This window comes from Ferdinandcohnia jepli, assembly GCF_047246645.1.
Classification (GTDB): Bacteria; Bacillota; Bacilli; order Bacillales; family Bacillaceae_L; genus Ferdinandcohnia.
In genome coordinates this window covers 139,378-155,098 of sequence record NZ_JBFOKR010000002.1, presented here as the reverse complement: position 1 = coordinate 155,098, position 15,721 = coordinate 139,378, and the positions used below count along the sequence as shown (strand labels likewise).

Annotated in this window: 14 protein-coding genes and 1 pseudogene; all 15 read left to right on the top strand. The window is 36.1% G+C overall.

Annotation, left to right across the window (positions count from 1 at the left end):
* The first annotated feature begins 3 nt into the window (after positions 1 to 3).
* The 15 genes and pseudogenes from AB3M96_RS02740 to rpoD all read left to right on the top strand — a co-directional run bounded on the left by AB3M96_RS02740 (position 4) and on the right by rpoD (position 15,692).
* Positions 4 to 966: a PhoH family protein gene (locus AB3M96_RS02740; RefSeq protein ID WP_412966034.1), complete on the top strand. Its 963-nt coding sequence runs from the start codon at positions 4 to 6 to the stop codon at positions 964 to 966.
* Between the two features lie 103 nt (positions 967 to 1,069).
* On the top strand, positions 1,070 to 3,262 hold the full coding sequence (locus AB3M96_RS02735; protein WP_412966033.1) for an HD family phosphohydrolase: 2,193 nt from the start codon (positions 1,070 to 1,072) through the stop codon (positions 3,260 to 3,262).
* The gene (ybeY, locus tag AB3M96_RS02730; RefSeq protein WP_412966032.1) at positions 3,259 to 3,729 is read left to right on the top strand and encodes an rRNA maturation RNase YbeY; all 471 of its coding nucleotides are present in this window, start codon (positions 3,259 to 3,261) and stop codon (positions 3,727 to 3,729) included. The genes AB3M96_RS02735 and ybeY overlap by 4 nt, the downstream gene beginning before the upstream one ends.
* A complete protein-coding gene (locus AB3M96_RS02725) occupies positions 3,713 to 4,090 on the top strand; it encodes a diacylglycerol kinase family protein (RefSeq protein ID WP_412966031.1) in 378 nt (125 codons plus the stop codon). Before ybeY ends, AB3M96_RS02725 begins: the two co-directional genes overlap by 17 nt.
* Positions 4,091 to 4,246: 156 nt before the next feature.
* Positions 4,247 to 4,684 carry a cytidine deaminase gene (locus AB3M96_RS02720; protein WP_412966194.1) on the top strand — a complete coding sequence of 146 codons (438 nt, stop codon included), beginning with the start codon at positions 4,247 to 4,249 and terminating at the stop codon, positions 4,682 to 4,684.
* Positions 4,674 to 5,582 carry a GTPase Era gene (gene era / locus AB3M96_RS02715; protein ID WP_412966030.1) on the top strand — a complete coding sequence of 303 codons (909 nt, stop codon included), beginning with the start codon at positions 4,674 to 4,676 and terminating at the stop codon, positions 5,580 to 5,582. The genes AB3M96_RS02720 and era overlap by 11 nt, the downstream gene beginning before the upstream one ends.
* A 145-nt stretch (positions 5,583 to 5,727) precedes the next feature.
* Positions 5,728 to 5,871 (top strand): YqzL family protein, encoded by a 144-nt coding sequence (locus tag AB3M96_RS02710; RefSeq protein ID WP_412966029.1) that lies wholly within the window; start codon positions 5,728 to 5,730, stop codon positions 5,869 to 5,871.
* Between the two features lie 179 nt (positions 5,872 to 6,050).
* Complete coding sequence (recO, locus tag AB3M96_RS02705; protein ID WP_412966028.1) at positions 6,051 to 6,803, top strand: DNA repair protein RecO; 753 nt, start codon at positions 6,051 to 6,053, stop codon at positions 6,801 to 6,803.
* 397 nt (positions 6,804 to 7,200) lie between these two features.
* Positions 7,201 to 8,091 (top strand): glycine--tRNA ligase subunit alpha, encoded by an 891-nt coding sequence (glyQ, locus tag AB3M96_RS02700; RefSeq protein ID WP_412966027.1) that lies wholly within the window; start codon positions 7,201 to 7,203, stop codon positions 8,089 to 8,091.
* Positions 8,084 to 10,162, top strand: coding sequence for a glycine--tRNA ligase subunit beta (gene glyS, locus AB3M96_RS02695; RefSeq protein WP_412966026.1), 2,079 nt, complete (start codon positions 8,084 to 8,086; stop codon positions 10,160 to 10,162). Before glyQ ends, glyS begins: the two co-directional genes overlap by 8 nt.
* A gap of 129 nt (positions 10,163 to 10,291) precedes the next feature.
* On the top strand, positions 10,292 to 10,936 hold the full coding sequence (gene ccpN, locus AB3M96_RS02690) for a transcriptional regulator CcpN (RefSeq protein ID WP_412966025.1): 645 nt from the start codon (positions 10,292 to 10,294) through the stop codon (positions 10,934 to 10,936).
* Positions 10,937 to 10,975: 39 nt separating this feature from the next.
* Positions 10,976 to 11,788, top strand: coding sequence for a pyruvate, water dikinase regulatory protein (locus AB3M96_RS02685; RefSeq protein ID WP_412966024.1), 813 nt, complete (start codon positions 10,976 to 10,978; stop codon positions 11,786 to 11,788).
* 405 nt (positions 11,789 to 12,193) lie between these two features.
* Positions 12,194 to 12,668 (top strand): annotated as a pseudogene (locus AB3M96_RS02680) (YaiI/YqxD family protein).
* 36 nt (positions 12,669 to 12,704) lie between these two features.
* Entirely contained in the window at positions 12,705 to 14,513 is a 1,809-nt protein-coding gene (gene dnaG, locus AB3M96_RS02675) for a DNA primase (RefSeq protein ID WP_412966023.1), read from the top strand.
* Between the two features lie 54 nt (positions 14,514 to 14,567).
* Positions 14,568 to 15,692, top strand: coding sequence for an RNA polymerase sigma factor RpoD (gene rpoD, locus AB3M96_RS02670; protein ID WP_412966022.1), 1,125 nt, complete (start codon positions 14,568 to 14,570; stop codon positions 15,690 to 15,692).
* The last annotated feature ends 29 nt before the right edge of the window (positions 15,693 to 15,721 follow it).

The window sequence follows — 15,721 nt, the reverse complement described above, 5'->3', positions numbered from 1 at the left end:
AGGATGTCCGAAGACTTAGTAATGAGTAAACATCAAGTAGAAAATCCAAATGAAGCGATTCTTTTATTTGGTAACAATGACCTTCACCTAAAAAGGATTGAAGAAGAGTTAAATGTAACGATTATTACAAGAGGCGAAGCTTTACATGTGTCAGGAAACCCGACAAATGTTCAATTGGTTGAGGAAATTTTAGAAAAGCTTCTTGGAGTAATTCGTAAAGGCATCCAACTAAATGAAAGAGATGTCATTTACTGCATTCAAATGGCCAAAAACGGGAACTTAGATTCCTTTGAAGAATTATACGATGAAGAAATAACAAAAACGGCTAAAGGTAAATCAATTCGTGTAAAAACACACGGGCAAAGACAGTATGTGTCTGCAATTAAACAGAATGACTTAGTGTTTGGAATCGGACCAGCAGGTACTGGTAAAACATATCTCGCTGTTGTTATGGCTGTAAACGCATTAAAAAATGGGCAAGTAAAAAAGATTATCTTAACACGCCCGGCAGTAGAAGCCGGTGAAAGTCTTGGATTTTTACCTGGAGATTTAAAAGAAAAGGTTGACCCGTATTTACGTCCACTTTATGATGGCTTACATGATGTATTAGGTTCTGAACACACTGAAAGATTAATGGAACGAGGAACCATAGAAATTGCACCACTGGCTTATATGAGAGGTCGCACCTTGGATGATGCCTTTGTTATATTAGATGAAGCTCAAAACACAACTCCTGCACAAATGAAGATGTTTTTGACAAGGCTAGGTTTTGGTTCTAAAATGGTAATCACTGGGGATATTTCTCAAATCGACTTACCTAAAGGGGTTAAATCAGGCTTACATGCAGCAACTCATATACTTAAAGATGTATATGGAACTGCTTTTATTTACCTGGAACAGTCTGATGTCGTACGACACCCACTTGTAGCGAGGATCATCGAAGCGTACGAAAAGTCTGAAGAATAAAGAGAAGACCCATATTTCATGGGTCTTTTTTACCATTCAATTGGCAGGTAATATCATGCAAATCATTTAAAAAGTGGAACGGAAATGAAGGAGGTTTAGATTGATGAATAATAAAAGCAATAAACTGATGTCTTTAATTAAAGCCTTTCAATCACTACATATTGTAATCTATGTCCTCCTTGCTGCAATTATGTTTCTAGCTATGTATAGTAATGTTAAACCGGAAGAATTGCATATAGAGCCATTAACTCCTTCTGATCAAACAATTTATTCTCCACTAACAATTGAGGACAAAGAAGCTACTAAGGCGAAGCAGGATGAAGCCGCAAAGGAAGTTGAAGATGTTTATACATTAAAAACGGAATATGCAGATAACCAAGTGGATTTGGTTGCATCTATATTTGAGGCAATAGAAGAAACCAATGTAGAAGCTTCTGAAGAATACGATGGAAAAGTAAAAGAGTGGGAGAAGTTAGCAGAAGAGGACCGTGGAGATGCTCCATTACAACTTAGTGCCTCTGAAAAACTGGTTCTCTTAAAAACAAAGCTACCTTCTGATTTAACAGAAAGAATTTCTGATAACGTATTTACAGCATTATTAGCTGCAAAACCAGACCAATTATCGCATGCAGAGGATGCAGTAATAACAGCTGTTAATAATGTTATGAATACACGGATACCAGTGACTGAAGTTGAAAATGCTAAAAATAAAGTCGTAGAAGAACTGCGATATACTAGTATAGACACAACTTTAAAAAATCCAATTTCGGAAATGGCGCGCTTTGCAGTTATTCAAAATGTCTATTATGATGTCAAAGCAACAGAAGAAAAGCGTCAACAAGCAATTGATACAGTGGAGCCAATAAAGATTTTACAAGGACAAATTTTGGTACAGGAAGGACATCTTGTAAGTAGAGATGCTTATCGACAACTAGAGTTAGTCGGATTACTGAATACAGACAATCCTATTCAACCCTTTATTGGACTAACAATGATTATTATTTTAATTATTACAGCGATTGTGTATCATTTCCAAAATGAGATGATTCCAACAAATCGAAATCGAAATGTTTATTTATTACTTTTTTCGATAATCTTCGTTATTACTATTGTATTAATGAAAGTAATAAGTTTATTCCAACAAATTGACTACTCAGAGATAGGGTTTGTCGTGCCTGTTGCTATGGGAGCATTACTTATTAAGCTCTTAATAAATGAAAGAGTTGCCATCTTATCAAGTATGATTTTTGCGGTAAGTGGAAGTATTATTTTTAACGAAGGTGTTACAGGAACCCTTAACTTTTCAGTGGGTATCTACTACTTATTTGCTTGTTTAGCAGGTGTATTGTTTTTAAGTAAACATAATCGCAGAGGAAAAATACTTCAAGCTGGATTTTTTATTGCATTAATTAATATTGTATTAATTCTCTCTATTATGTTACTGAAAAATGGAAGCTACTCAAGCTTAGACTTTGGTTCTTCCATTATAATGGCTTTGCTATCTGGTGTTGTAGCTTCTGTTTTAACCATAGGCTTGTTGCCATTCTTTGAAGCAGGATTTGGAATTTTATCGACAATGAAACTAATCGAATTATCAAATCCGAATCATCCTCTATTGAAGAAGATTTTGACAGAAGCACCTGGAACTTATCATCATAGTGTAATGGTCGCAAATTTATCAGAATCTGCATGTGAGGCAATCGGAGCAAATGGATTATTAGCAAGAGTATCTTCTTACTATCATGATATTGGAAAGACAAAAAGGCCGCATTTCTTTATTGAAAATCAAATGAATATTGATAATCCTCATGATAAAATTGCGCCACAACTAAGTAAAACAATTATTGTTGCGCATGCAACAGATGGAGCAGAAACGCTCCGTAAGTATAAAATGCCAAAAGAAATAGTTGATATTGCTGAACAGCATCATGGAACAACACTCCTAAAATATTTTTATCACAAGGCAAAACAACAGAGTGAACGTGATGTATTAGAGTCGGATTTTCGATATGTAGGTCCGAAGGCGCAAACTAAAGAAGCTGCCGTCATTGGAATTGCAGATAGTGTAGAAGCTGCAGTGCGGTCACTATCAAACCCTACGCCGCTCAAAATAGAATCACTTGTAAATAGTATAATTGCAGACAGATTGCAGGATGGACAATTTGATGAATGTGATATAACCCTAAAAGAATTAGATATCATATCTAAGACACTTTGTGAGTCACTTAAGGGAATTTTTCACTCAAGAATCGAGTATCCAACTGAAACAACAAAACAGAAGGTGAAGGAAGCATGAAGTTAGAAATTGATTTTATTGACGAAATCGAAGCAGTATCAGATGAGGAATGCAACACGATAAGAGAATTATTATTTCTTGCTGCTGAGAAAGAAGGGGTAGCAGAAGAAAGTGAACTTTCTATTACCTTTGTAGATAATGATCGAATCCAAGAAATAAATCGAGAGTATCGTGACAAAGACCAGCCTACGGATGTTATTTCCTTTGCCATGGAAGAGTTAGGTGAAGGAGAAATTGAGATTATTGGTGCAGATCTACCCACTGTATTAGGGGACATTATTATTTCCATTCCAAGAGCAAAGGAACAGGCTGAGGAATATGGACACTCCTTTATAAGGGAACTAGGCTTTCTTGCCGTTCATGGATTTCTGCATCTATTAGGTTATGACCATGAATCGAAAGATGAGGAAGAAATTATGTTTTCAAAACAAAAGGAAATATTAGAAGCCTATGGACTCAAACGATAAAAGTAAAAGTGAGTTAAAACGATTAATGAAAAGTTTTACATATGCTTTGCAAGGTTTGCGTAGAGCTTTTCTAGAAGAGCGCAATTTACAAATTCATGTTTTTCTTTCACTAGTTGTTATTTCTTTAGGATTCATAACTGATATACAACCATCCGAATGGATTGTCCTCCTATTGGTTATTGGAGGAATGTTCACAATGGAGTTACTAAACACAGCAATTGAGAATGTAGTGGATTTAGTAACAAAGGAATATCACCCTATTGCTAAAAAAGCGAAGGATATAGCAGCAGGTGCAGTATTAATTTATGCAATTACCGCAGTAATTGTTGGGATCATTATTTTTTATCCCTATTTCTTTTAGTGAATAGAAAGAAAATTCTTACAGTTTTGTAACATTTCTAGTGAAACAATGAAATTAAACTCATTTTTATGTAAAATAAAAATATTACCATGTTCAAAGAGTCTTTGATATAGAACTCTATTTGAGTTTTGGGCTTTATCAACCAGACATTTGAATATCCTCAGGGAACAGAGGAAGAAAGGAAGACATATAGTGAAAATTGAGGAACTAATCGAAGAAGCAAAAAGAGCAAGAGAACTAGCATATGTACCATATTCGACTTTTAAAGTGGGTGCAGCTTTACTTACGAAAGATGGTAAGGTGTATCGTGGTTGTAATATAGAAAATGCAGCGTATAGCGTAACAAATTGTGCAGAGCGAACAGCATTATTTAAAGCATATTCTGAAGGTGATAAAGAATTTGCTGCTATAGCAGTTGTTGCAGATACTGAGCGTCCTGTACCCCCATGTGGTGCTTGTCGTCAGGTAATTTCTGAATTATGTCAAAGTGATACAAAAATATATTTAACAAACCTTAAAGGTGATGTAACAGAACTTAGCCTTGCAGAGCTACTACCAGGAGCCTTTACAGCGGAGGATATGCATGGAAAATAAGGAATTTAAATCAGGTTTTGTATCTATAATTGGACGACCAAATGTAGGTAAATCAACCTTTCTGAACCACGTTATCGGACAAAAAATTGCAATAATGAGTGATAAGCCTCAAACGACTCGTAATAAAGTACAAGGGGTTTACACAGAAGAAAACTCACAAATTATTTTTATAGATACCCCTGGCATTCATAAACCTAAGCACAAGCTTGGAGACTTTATGATGAAGGTAGCACAAAACACGCTTAAAGAAGTGGACCTGGTTTTATTTATGATTAATGCAGAGGAAGGCTATGGACGCGGCGATGAATTTATTATTGAACGTTTAAAGACCATACAAACACCTGTATTTTTAGTTGTAAATAAGATCGACCAAATACACCCGGACCGATTACTCGAGTTAATTGAGCAATATAAAGAATTATTGCCGTTTAAAGAAATAGTACCAATTTCGGCACTTCAGGGAACCAACACAAACCGATTAGTCGAGCAAATTAAAAATTATTTGCCTGAGGGACCACAATATTATCCAGCTGACCAAGTAACAGATCACCCGGAACGATTTATCGTAACAGAGCTAATTCGTGAAAAGGTTTTACACCTTACAAGAGAGGAAATACCACACTCTATCGCTGTGGTTATGGATTCTATGGAGCGAAGAGAAGGTGGAAATACGGTATATGTTAGTGCAACTATTATTGTTGAACGTGATTCTCAAAAGGGCATTGTGATTGGTAAGCAAGGTAGTATGCTAAAGGAAGTTGGAAAGCGTGCCAGAGTAGATATAGAGGCGTTATTGGGTTCAAAGGTCTTTTTAGAACTATGGGTTAAAGTACAAAAGGACTGGAGAAATAAAATGTCTCAATTACGAGACTATGGGTTCCGTGAAGACGAATACTAAATCAGGCATTATTCTGAAAAAAATTCACGGATTTACAAAATTTATATAACATGTTTTGGGGAGTTTTCGGTCAAGATATTCATACAACTGAATGACATTGGAATACAGGTTTTGCTAGTTAAATAACTGAAAGGTGGGGGTTACTATGTTAGATTTTACCTGGAAGGTGTTTAGTCAAACAGGTAATGTTGATACGTATCTTCTTTTTAAGGAATTGGAACAAGAGAAGACTGAGAGACCCGATTCACAATTTGATGAGCTAGCAGAAGTGGATTTTCCAATTACTTGACCATCCTTTAAACACATATTCAGCAGAATATTAATTACAGTACTGTCTGAATAGAAGCCGCGGTGAACGCACTAGATTTTTTGACTAGCTTGTTAAAATCTGTTGCAAATCGCCAGGTTTTGATACTGTAACAAGGTGATAGGGTTTCCTAGATGCCTGCCTATTGGATGGTGACATTCGTGCTACAAAAATGCGAAGGCATTATAATAAAAACAAGCGATTATGGTGAAACAAACAAAATTGTAACACTATATACCCGTGAATGGGGAAAAATTGGGGTAATGGCAAGAGGCGCAAAAAAACCTAATAGCCGCCTTTCAGCTATTACCCAGTTGTTTACATATGGGCATTTTATGTTTCAAAAGACTTCAGGACTTGGTGTTTTACAACAAGGTGAGACAATTTCGACGTTTAGAGGAGTTCGTGAAGATATTTTCTTAACAGCTTATGCTTCGCATGTAATTGAATTAACTGATAAATGTACTGAAGAAAAGAAGCCCAATCCTTTTCTGTTCGAGATGTTATACCAAACATTGAATTATCTTAACGAAGGCTTTGATTCTGATGTGTTGGTATTTATCTATGAACTAAAAATGCTACCTTTACTTGGTCTTTATCCTAAACTTGATGAATGTACCCTTTGCCATAGTAAGGAAGGGGAGTTTGCCTTTTCTGTAAGAGAAGGTGGTCTCTTATGTCACCGATGCTATGAGAAAGAACCATATCATTATAGAGTCTCACAATCAACTATACGGCTATTACGACTTTTTTATTATTTTGATTTAAACCGTTTAGGCAAAATAGCAATAAAGGATGAAACGAAAAAAGAGCTTAAAAAAGTAATTGATGCATATTACGAGGAATACTCAGGTCTCTATTTAAAATCAAAACGGTTTCTAAACCAGCTTGACAACTTGAATAAATCCATTTAAGTTCAGTAGAAATCCCACTTGCGATTTTTGACATGATGATTTCAAACGGTAAAGGTAATTGATTTAAACTTGACTTGGTAGTAAAATTGGATTATAGTGCTAATTAAAAATATGACACGTAGAAGGAAAGTAGTACTTATTTTTGGACATAAAAGCGAACCTAGGATGGTGTAAGCTAGGGTATGGACAGGTAAGGAAGGCGTTCTGGAGTGTTACAAGTAAAAGAGGCTGCAATATAGTTTTTCACATTGTAGCAAATAGGGTGGAACCGCGGGTAAACTCTCGTCCCTATGTCTAGAATTAGGCATAGAGGAGGGGAGTTTTTTAGTTTTTCAGAAATTATTTATATTAGCTTTTGTGCAAGGCGCTTGCGCTTTATAAATTTGGAGGTGCACTAATGAATATTCAAGAAATGATACTAACACTACAAAAACATTGGTCTGATCAAGGTTGTATTCTCATGCAAGCATATGATGTTGAAAAAGGTGCAGGAACAATGAGCCCCTACACATTCCTAAGAAGCTTAGGGCCAGAACCTTGGAATGTAGCATATGTAGAGCCATCAAGACGTCCTGTAGATGGGCGTTATGGCGAAAACCCGAATCGTTTATACCAGCATCATCAATTTCAGGTCATTATGAAGCCATCACCTGATAATATCCAGGAACTTTATTTGGATTCTTTAAAAGCGCTAGGAATTGATCCGCTTCAGCATGATATTCGTTTTGTAGAAGACAACTGGGAAGCTCCAACCCTTGGAGCAGCTGGACTTGGGTGGGAAGTTTGGCTTGATGGTATGGAGGTAACTCAATTCACGTATTTTCAACAAGTAGGCGGAATTGAATGTAAGCCAGTATCTGTTGAAATTACATATGGTATTGAACGTTTAGCCTCTTATATTCAAGACAAAGAAAATGTATTTGATCTAGAATGGACAAAAGGGTTCACCGTTCGTGACATTTTCCATCAACCCGAATATGAACACTCGAAATATACATTTGAAACTTCGGATACAGATATGCTATTTAATCTATTTACTATTTATGAAAAGGAAGCACACCGACAAATGGACGAAGGTCTTGTTCATCCGGCTTATGACTATGTATTAAAATGCTCCCATACGTTTAACCAGCTTGATGCAAAAGGAGCTATTTCTGTTACAGAACGTACAGGTTACATTGGTAGGGTTCGTAACTTAGCTCGTAAAGTCGCACGAACATTTTATGACGAACGGGAAAAACTAGGCTTCCCAATGCTTAAGGCAAAAGGAGACGATCACAATGAATAAAAGGGATTTATTAATTGAAATTGGATTAGAGGAAATGCCTGCCCGATTTGTAACCGATGCAATGAATCAATTATCAGATAAAGTTACAGGCTGGCTAATGGAAAATAATATCTCCTTTGAACAAGTTAAGGGATATTCTACTCCAAGGAGACTTGCAGTACTTGTAACTGATGTAGCAGAGAAACAAGAGGATGTAGAATTAGAGGCGAAAGGCCCCGCAAGTAAAATAGCACTTGATCAGGATGGAAATTGGTCAAAGGCTGCGATAGGCTTTACAAGAGGCCAAGGACTATCTGTTCAGGACATTTACTTTAAAGAAATAAACGGAATTGAATATGCTCATGTTAAAAAGTTTATAAAAGGCCAAGAAACAAAGGATGCATTAGGTGAACTTGAAAACGTAATAAAGAACCTCTCGTTTCCTAAAAATATGCGTTGGGGAGATAAGGAACTACGTTATGTACGTCCTGTCAAATGGATCGTTGGTTTATTTGGTGACGAAATCGTACCTCTTTCAATAACAAATGTTACCTCGAATAATAAGACATGGGGTCATCGCTTTTTAGGAGAAGAAGTTGAGATTACCTCTGCAAGAGAATATGAAAAACTTCTAATGTCGCAATACGTAATTGCGGATTCAATGGAACGTAAGGAAGCAATTATAAATCAAATTAAAATTCTTGAAGAAGAGAATAAATGGGTTATCCCAATTGATGAGGACCTACTAGAAGAAGTTACAAATCTGGTTGAATACCCAACAGCATTTTATGGCAAATTTGAAGAAGAGTTTTTAAACCTTCCTGGAGATGTTTTAATTACAAGTATGAGAGAACATCAGCGATACTTCCCTGTAAAAGATCAGAATGGTGCTTTGCAGCCGTTCTTTGTTGCTGTTCGAAATGGAGATCACAAACATTTAGAAACAGTTGCAAGAGGAAATGAGAAGGTACTGAGAGCTCGTTTGTCTGACGCAGATTTCTTTTATAAAGAAGATCAAAAATTAAATATTGATGATTTGTTGAAAAAGTTAGACAAGATTATATTCCATGAAGAGTTAGGTTCATTAGGGGATAAAGTACGAAGAATTCAACGAGTATCTGAGCATATCAGTCAATTATTAGAATTAGATGGCGATGCAAAACAGAAAATAGACAGGGCCTCACAAATCTGTAAGTTTGACTTAGTAACTAATATGGTCTATGAATTTCCTGAATTACAAGGCGTGATGGGAGAAAGGTATGCAAGGGTTAGTGGTGAAGATGAAGCAGTTGCAGTTGCCATTAATGAACATTATATGCCACGTCATGCAGATGACAAGAGTCCAACTTCTATAACAGGTGCTGTGATAAGTATTGCAGATAAACTTGATACAATTGTTGGTTGCTTCTCAATAGGCATAATTCCAACAGGTTCACAGGATCCGTATGCTCTACGTAGAATGGCTGCCGGTGTGGTTCAAATTCTCCTTGATAAGGATTGGAATGTGAAGCTTGAGGACTTACTAGAATTTACATTACAACAATTTGAAGATACAAATATCGCTAAGCGGGAAAAACAAGAAACAATTAATGATCTTGTTCATTTCTTTAAGCTAAGAATCAAACATGAATTGAATACTCGAAATATACGCTATGATATTATTGATGCTGTTTTAGGTACCACGATTGGTAATATCGGATCAATTGTTAAAAAAGCAGAGGTACTAGAAAACAGTAAAAATAATCAGGACTTTAAAGAAGTGATAGAATCACTTGGACGTGTAATTAATATCTCTAAAAAGGGGGAGAAGGTGGACATTGATCCAACGCTCTTCGTGTCTGATGAGGAAAAGTACCTCTATGATCGATTTACTGAGGTTAATCCAAAGGTAATGCAAAATCTAAGTGACAACAATGTTGAAGAAGCATTCCGCCTGCTTGCTTCATTAAGAGAAGCTATTGATAACTACTTTGAAAATACAATGGTTATGGCAGAAGATGAAGCAATTAGAAGAAATCGTCTTGCACAAATGGTTCAATTAGCAGATACAATTTATTTAATTGGAGACATGAATTCGATTATTGTAAAATAATAGCTAACTAAAATACTAGGAGTATATGCTCCTAGTATGTTTTTTACTATACCAATTTTCTCTAAATAGTATATAATAATTTAAAATAGTATAACATTTTTCAACATACATATTAGCGATATCTAAGTAATGGTGGTGAGTAACATAGAACTTAATAAACGGCAGGAGCAAATTCTACAAATAGTTAAGGATAACGGACCAATCACAGGTGAGGCCATTGCGGATCGACTAGGCTTAACCCGAGCTACACTTAGGCCAGACCTTGCCATTTTAACAATGGCTGGCTATCTTGAAGCCAGACCACGGGTAGGATATTTTTATACTGGAAAGACTGGTCAACAATTACTTGCTGATAAGATTTTAAAAATACAAGTAAAGGACTATCAGTCCATTCCTGTTGTAGTAAACGAAAGCGTGTCAGTATATGATGCTATTGTAACAATGTTCCTAGAAGATGTTGGTACGTTATTTGTAGTTGATAAAGCGTCATTATTAGTGGGTGTACTTTCTAGAAAAGACTTACTCCGGGCAAGTTTGGGTAGTAAGGATTTATCAGCCATTCCTGTGAATATCATTATGACACGAATGCCTAATATCACAATGTGTGAAAAAGATGAGTTATTGATTGATGTGGCTCAAAAATTAATCGAAAAACAAATTGATGCACTTCCAATCGTAAAGCGTACGGAGCGTGGAATTGAGGTAATTGGGCGGATTACCAAAACGAATATGACAAAAGCATTGGTAGCATTATCAGGTGATGAGCTGCTTTAATTTCTTTCGAGATTAATTGCTACAAAGGAGAGGACTTAAATGGGTAATCGAGTGGTTTATGTTGTATCTGATTCAGTAGGTGAGACGGCTGAACTTGTTGTAAAAGCTGCAGTTAGTCAATTTAATGGTTCACATACTGATATTAAGAGAATTCCTTATGTGGAAGATACTTCAACTTTATCTGAAGTTGTTGCATTAGCTAAATTAAACAATGCGATTATTGTGTTTACACTTGTTGTTCCAGAGCTAAGGGAATTTTTGATAGAAGAAGCAAACCGTGAAGGGGTAATAGTGAACGATATACTAGGACCTCTTATTGAAAAAATGAAGGGCCTATATGATATTAATCCAAGATATGAAGCGGGACTTGTAAGAAAGCTTGACGAAGATTATTTTAAAAAGATTGAGGCAATTGAGTTTGCTGTGAAATATGACGATGGACGTGACCCAAGAGGGATTTTACGAGCGGACATTGTTTTAGTCGGTGTATCTAGAACATCGAAAACACCATTATCTCAATACCTGGCTCATAAGCGATTTAAAGTAGCGAATGTTCCTTTAGTTCCTGAAGTGGACCCTCCAGAAGAGCTTTTTAAGGTTTCACCTAATAAATGTTTCGGACTAAAAATCAGTCCAGAGAAGTTGAACCATATTAGACGTGAGAGATTAAAATCGTTGGGGCTTGATGATCAAGCTATTTATGCTAATATCAACCGTATTAAAGAGGAATTAGACCATTTTGAAGCAGTAGTCAGCAGAATTGGTTGTGAAGTAGTAGATGTATCAAATAAAGCTGTTGAAGAGACAGCAAATATCATTTTAAATAAGATCAATAAACGTAATGTTTTTTAAACATATCTCCCGGGATATGTTTTTTTATGTATTTGTTTAGGTCTTGCTTTTACTCCGCTATCGATTACCATAAATTATCAAATTTTTATATTAGCGATTTATAAGGTTTTGTATTATAATAAAAAATTGTGATAAAAATGCATATTTTTAGGTTTAGAGTTGGAATAGAAAGAATAAACTATGTATTGAAGGTTGTCAAGGGTAAGATAAGGAAATAGGTGAATTAATTTTCGACATTTTTTTCACACGATTGAACAAGATGGTTAAGTTAGTTTAAGTTATTACTAATAAATCACTTACATACCTACTTTGCCAGCACAAAAGATTTGTAATCAATTTCTTACACTTTTTTAACATCTTTGAATTCTTTTCATAGAAAAGAAGGAATCTCTGGAGTGATGTAGAATAGAGAAATATGCCGAAAAAAAGAATAAAATATTTGTTGATGCAGATGCGTGTCCAGTAAAGAAGAGATTCTTACCATCGCAGGTACATACAAGATGGATGTCGTGTTTGTAGCTTCTTATGCTCATATGTTAACCAATCCAATTGGAGGGGCGTGGGTATATGTTGATACAGATAAAGAAGCAGCAGATCTTTATATTATGAATCACGCAAGAAGAGATGATATCGTTGTCACGCAGGATATTGGTCTAGCCAGTATTTTGGTGAACAAAGACGTTATTACACTCTCTACAAGAGGAAAGAGTTCGAAGAAGAAAATATGGACACTACTCTCCATTTACGCTTCTTATCGGCAAAAGAGAGACGTTTTGGGAATTATTCCAAAGGACCAAAACCATTTATGGAAGTAGACAGACAACATTTTATCAAAGTTTTTGAGAAAAACTTGTCGAATCTTGCAGGATTTAAACTCTAAATATAGAATATTTTTTAGTACGCGGAGTTGTTAAAGATGGGATATCGAATTCCCGAGGAAACAATCGAAAAAATTCGTTTATCTGTAGACATTGTTGATGTAATTAGTGAATATGTTCAATTGAAGAAGCAAGGAAGAAATTATTTCGGTTTATGTCCATTTCACGGTGAAAATACCCCTTCATTCTCTGTTTCGCCCGATAAACAAATCTTTCATTGTTTTGGTTGTGGAGCAGGTGGAAATGTATTTTCTTTTTTAATGGATTTGGAAGGGTACTCCTTCTCAGAGGCTGCAGTTAACCTTGCAAAAAAAGCGAATATTGATATAGCAGATATTGAACAGCCAACAGGTGCATCTCAAAAAGACACCGAAGCATCAATCATGATAGAGGCACACGAATTACTTAAGAAATTTTACCATCACCTATTACTTAATACGAAAGAAGGCCAGCCAGCATTAGATTATTTAACTGAGAGAGGTTTTACACGCGAAATCATCGAAAGGTTTGAAATAGGTTATTCATTAAACTCATGGGACTTCGCGACAAAATTTCTTCAAAAAAGAGGCTTTAAGCCTGAAGTAATGGAACGTGCTGGATTGTTAATAAAGAAAGAAAACGGTGGTACTTTCTTTGACCGATTTCGAAACCGCATTATGTTCCCAATTTGGGATCATCAAGGTAAAACAATTGCCTTTTCCGGCAGGGTACTTGACAAATCTCAGGAACCAAAATATTTAAATAGTCCTGAGACAATTATCTTTAATAAAAGTAAAACACTTTATAATTTCCACCAAGCAAGATTGCATATAAGAAAACACCAACAAGCTATTCTTCTTGAAGGGTTTGCGGATGTTATCGCTGCAAATAGGGCGGATTTTCCACATTCAATTGCAACCATGGGGACGTCTCTTACAGATGACCATGTAAAAATAATTAGAAGAAATGTGGAATCGGTAATTATTTGCTATGATTCAGACCAAGCCGGGCTTGATGCTGCCCTTCGTGCTTCGAATATGTTAACTGAGGCTGGTTGTTATGTGAAGATTGCTAAGATGCCAGATGGCTTAGACCCTGATGACTACATAAAGAAATATGGTGAAGAAAAGTTTAAAAATGATGTAATAGGGGCAAGTCTTACAATAATGGCATTTAAAATGCAGTACCTAAGGAGAGGAAAAAATCTTCAGGATGAAGGAGAACGCATCCGTTATATAGAAGAAGTAGTTAAAGAAATTTCTTTCTTGGAAAAGGCTGTTGAACGCGATCACTATTTACGACAGCTATCAAGTGAATTTTCGATTTCTCTTGATGCACTCAAACAACAACAAGTTCAATATTATAAAGCAGAACGGAAGAAAAAGGATAATACGTCCTGGAATAGAAATGAACCAAAAGCGAAAACTATCGTATCTACGAAATTATTACCTGCCTACCATAACGCCGAGCGATTTTTAATCGCCCATATGTTACGCAATCAAGAGATTGCTGAAAAGGTGCAGGATCGACTTCAAGCTAACTTTAATTTAGAGGATCATCGGGCAATTGTTACGTATTTATATGCCTTTTATGAGGAAGGTAATGAACCAGATATAAGTACTTTCTTAACAAGGCTTCATGATAATCACTTAAAACGTGTCGTCACTGAACTTGCCATGATTGCAGTTAGCGAAGAGATAACGGACGCTGTAATATCGGATTACATCAAACAGGTGTTGAATCATCAAAAGTTGTCAATGCTAAAAGAAAAAGAAGATGCGAAAATTGAGGCTGAACGCAGTAAGGATTTTCAAAAAGCCGCAATGATTGCAATGGAAATTATTCAAATGAAAAAAGCATTAAAATAACCACTAGGGTAGTTAAAACCTCTATGGCTTACTAGTTTGGAAGGAGGGGAACAAATGGCTGAAAAGTCTAAAGAAGTTGAAACAGATTTAACAATTGAACAAGTAAAAGACCAGTTAGCAGAGCTAGGAAAAAAACGTGGTGTTTTGACATATGAAGAAATCGCAGAACGTATGTCTGGCTTTGAGGTAGAATCAGACCAGCTTGATGAATATTATGAGTTCCTTGGTGAGCAGGGGGTTGAGTTAATAGGTGACGGTGAAGCGGAAGATGATGACGACGATCCGAAAATTCATGAATTAGCTAAGGAAGAAGAATTTGATTTAAATGATCTCAGTGTTCCTCCTGGAGTTAAAATAAATGACCCTGTACGTATGTATTTAAAAGAGATTGGTCGAGTGGATCTCCTTTCGGCTGATGATGAAATACAGCTTGCTGAAAGAATTGAACAAGGTGATGAGGAAGCGAAACGCCGTCTTGCAGAAGCAAACCTTCGACTTGTTGTTAGTATTGCAAAACGATATGTAGGCCGTGGAATGCTGTTCTTAGATTTAATCCAAGAGGGCAATATGGGACTGATTAAAGCTGTAGAGAAATTTGATTACCGTAAAGGTTTTAAATTCAGTACGTATGCGACTTGGTGGATTCGCCAAGCAATTACCCGTGCAATTGCAGATCAGGCCAGAACAATTCGTATTCCAGTTCATATGGTAGAGACCATCAATAAACTGATTCGTGTTCAACGTCAGTTACTCCAAGATTTAGGTCGTGAACCAACTCCTGAAGAAATCGGAGAAGATATGGATTTAACTCCTGAAAAGGTTCGCGAAATATTAAAGATTGCACAAGAGCCTGTTTCTTTAGAAACTCCTATCGGGGAAGAGGATGATTCCCATTTAGGTGATTTTATTGAAGATCAAGATGCTACATCTCCATCTGAGCATGCAGCCTATGAACTTCTAAAAGAACAGCTCGAAGATGTTCTTGATACATTAACAGATCGAGAAGAAAATGTATTAAGACTTCGCTTCGGTTTAGATGACGGTCGTACCAGAACCCTTGAAGAAGTGGGTAAGGTGTTCGGTGTAACTCGGGAGCGTATTCGTCAGATTGAGGCGAAAGCACTTCGTAAATTACGTCACCCTAGTCGTAGTAAAAGACTTAAAGATTTCTTAGAATAAAGTTTTATATTTACAATCAGTAGTTTACT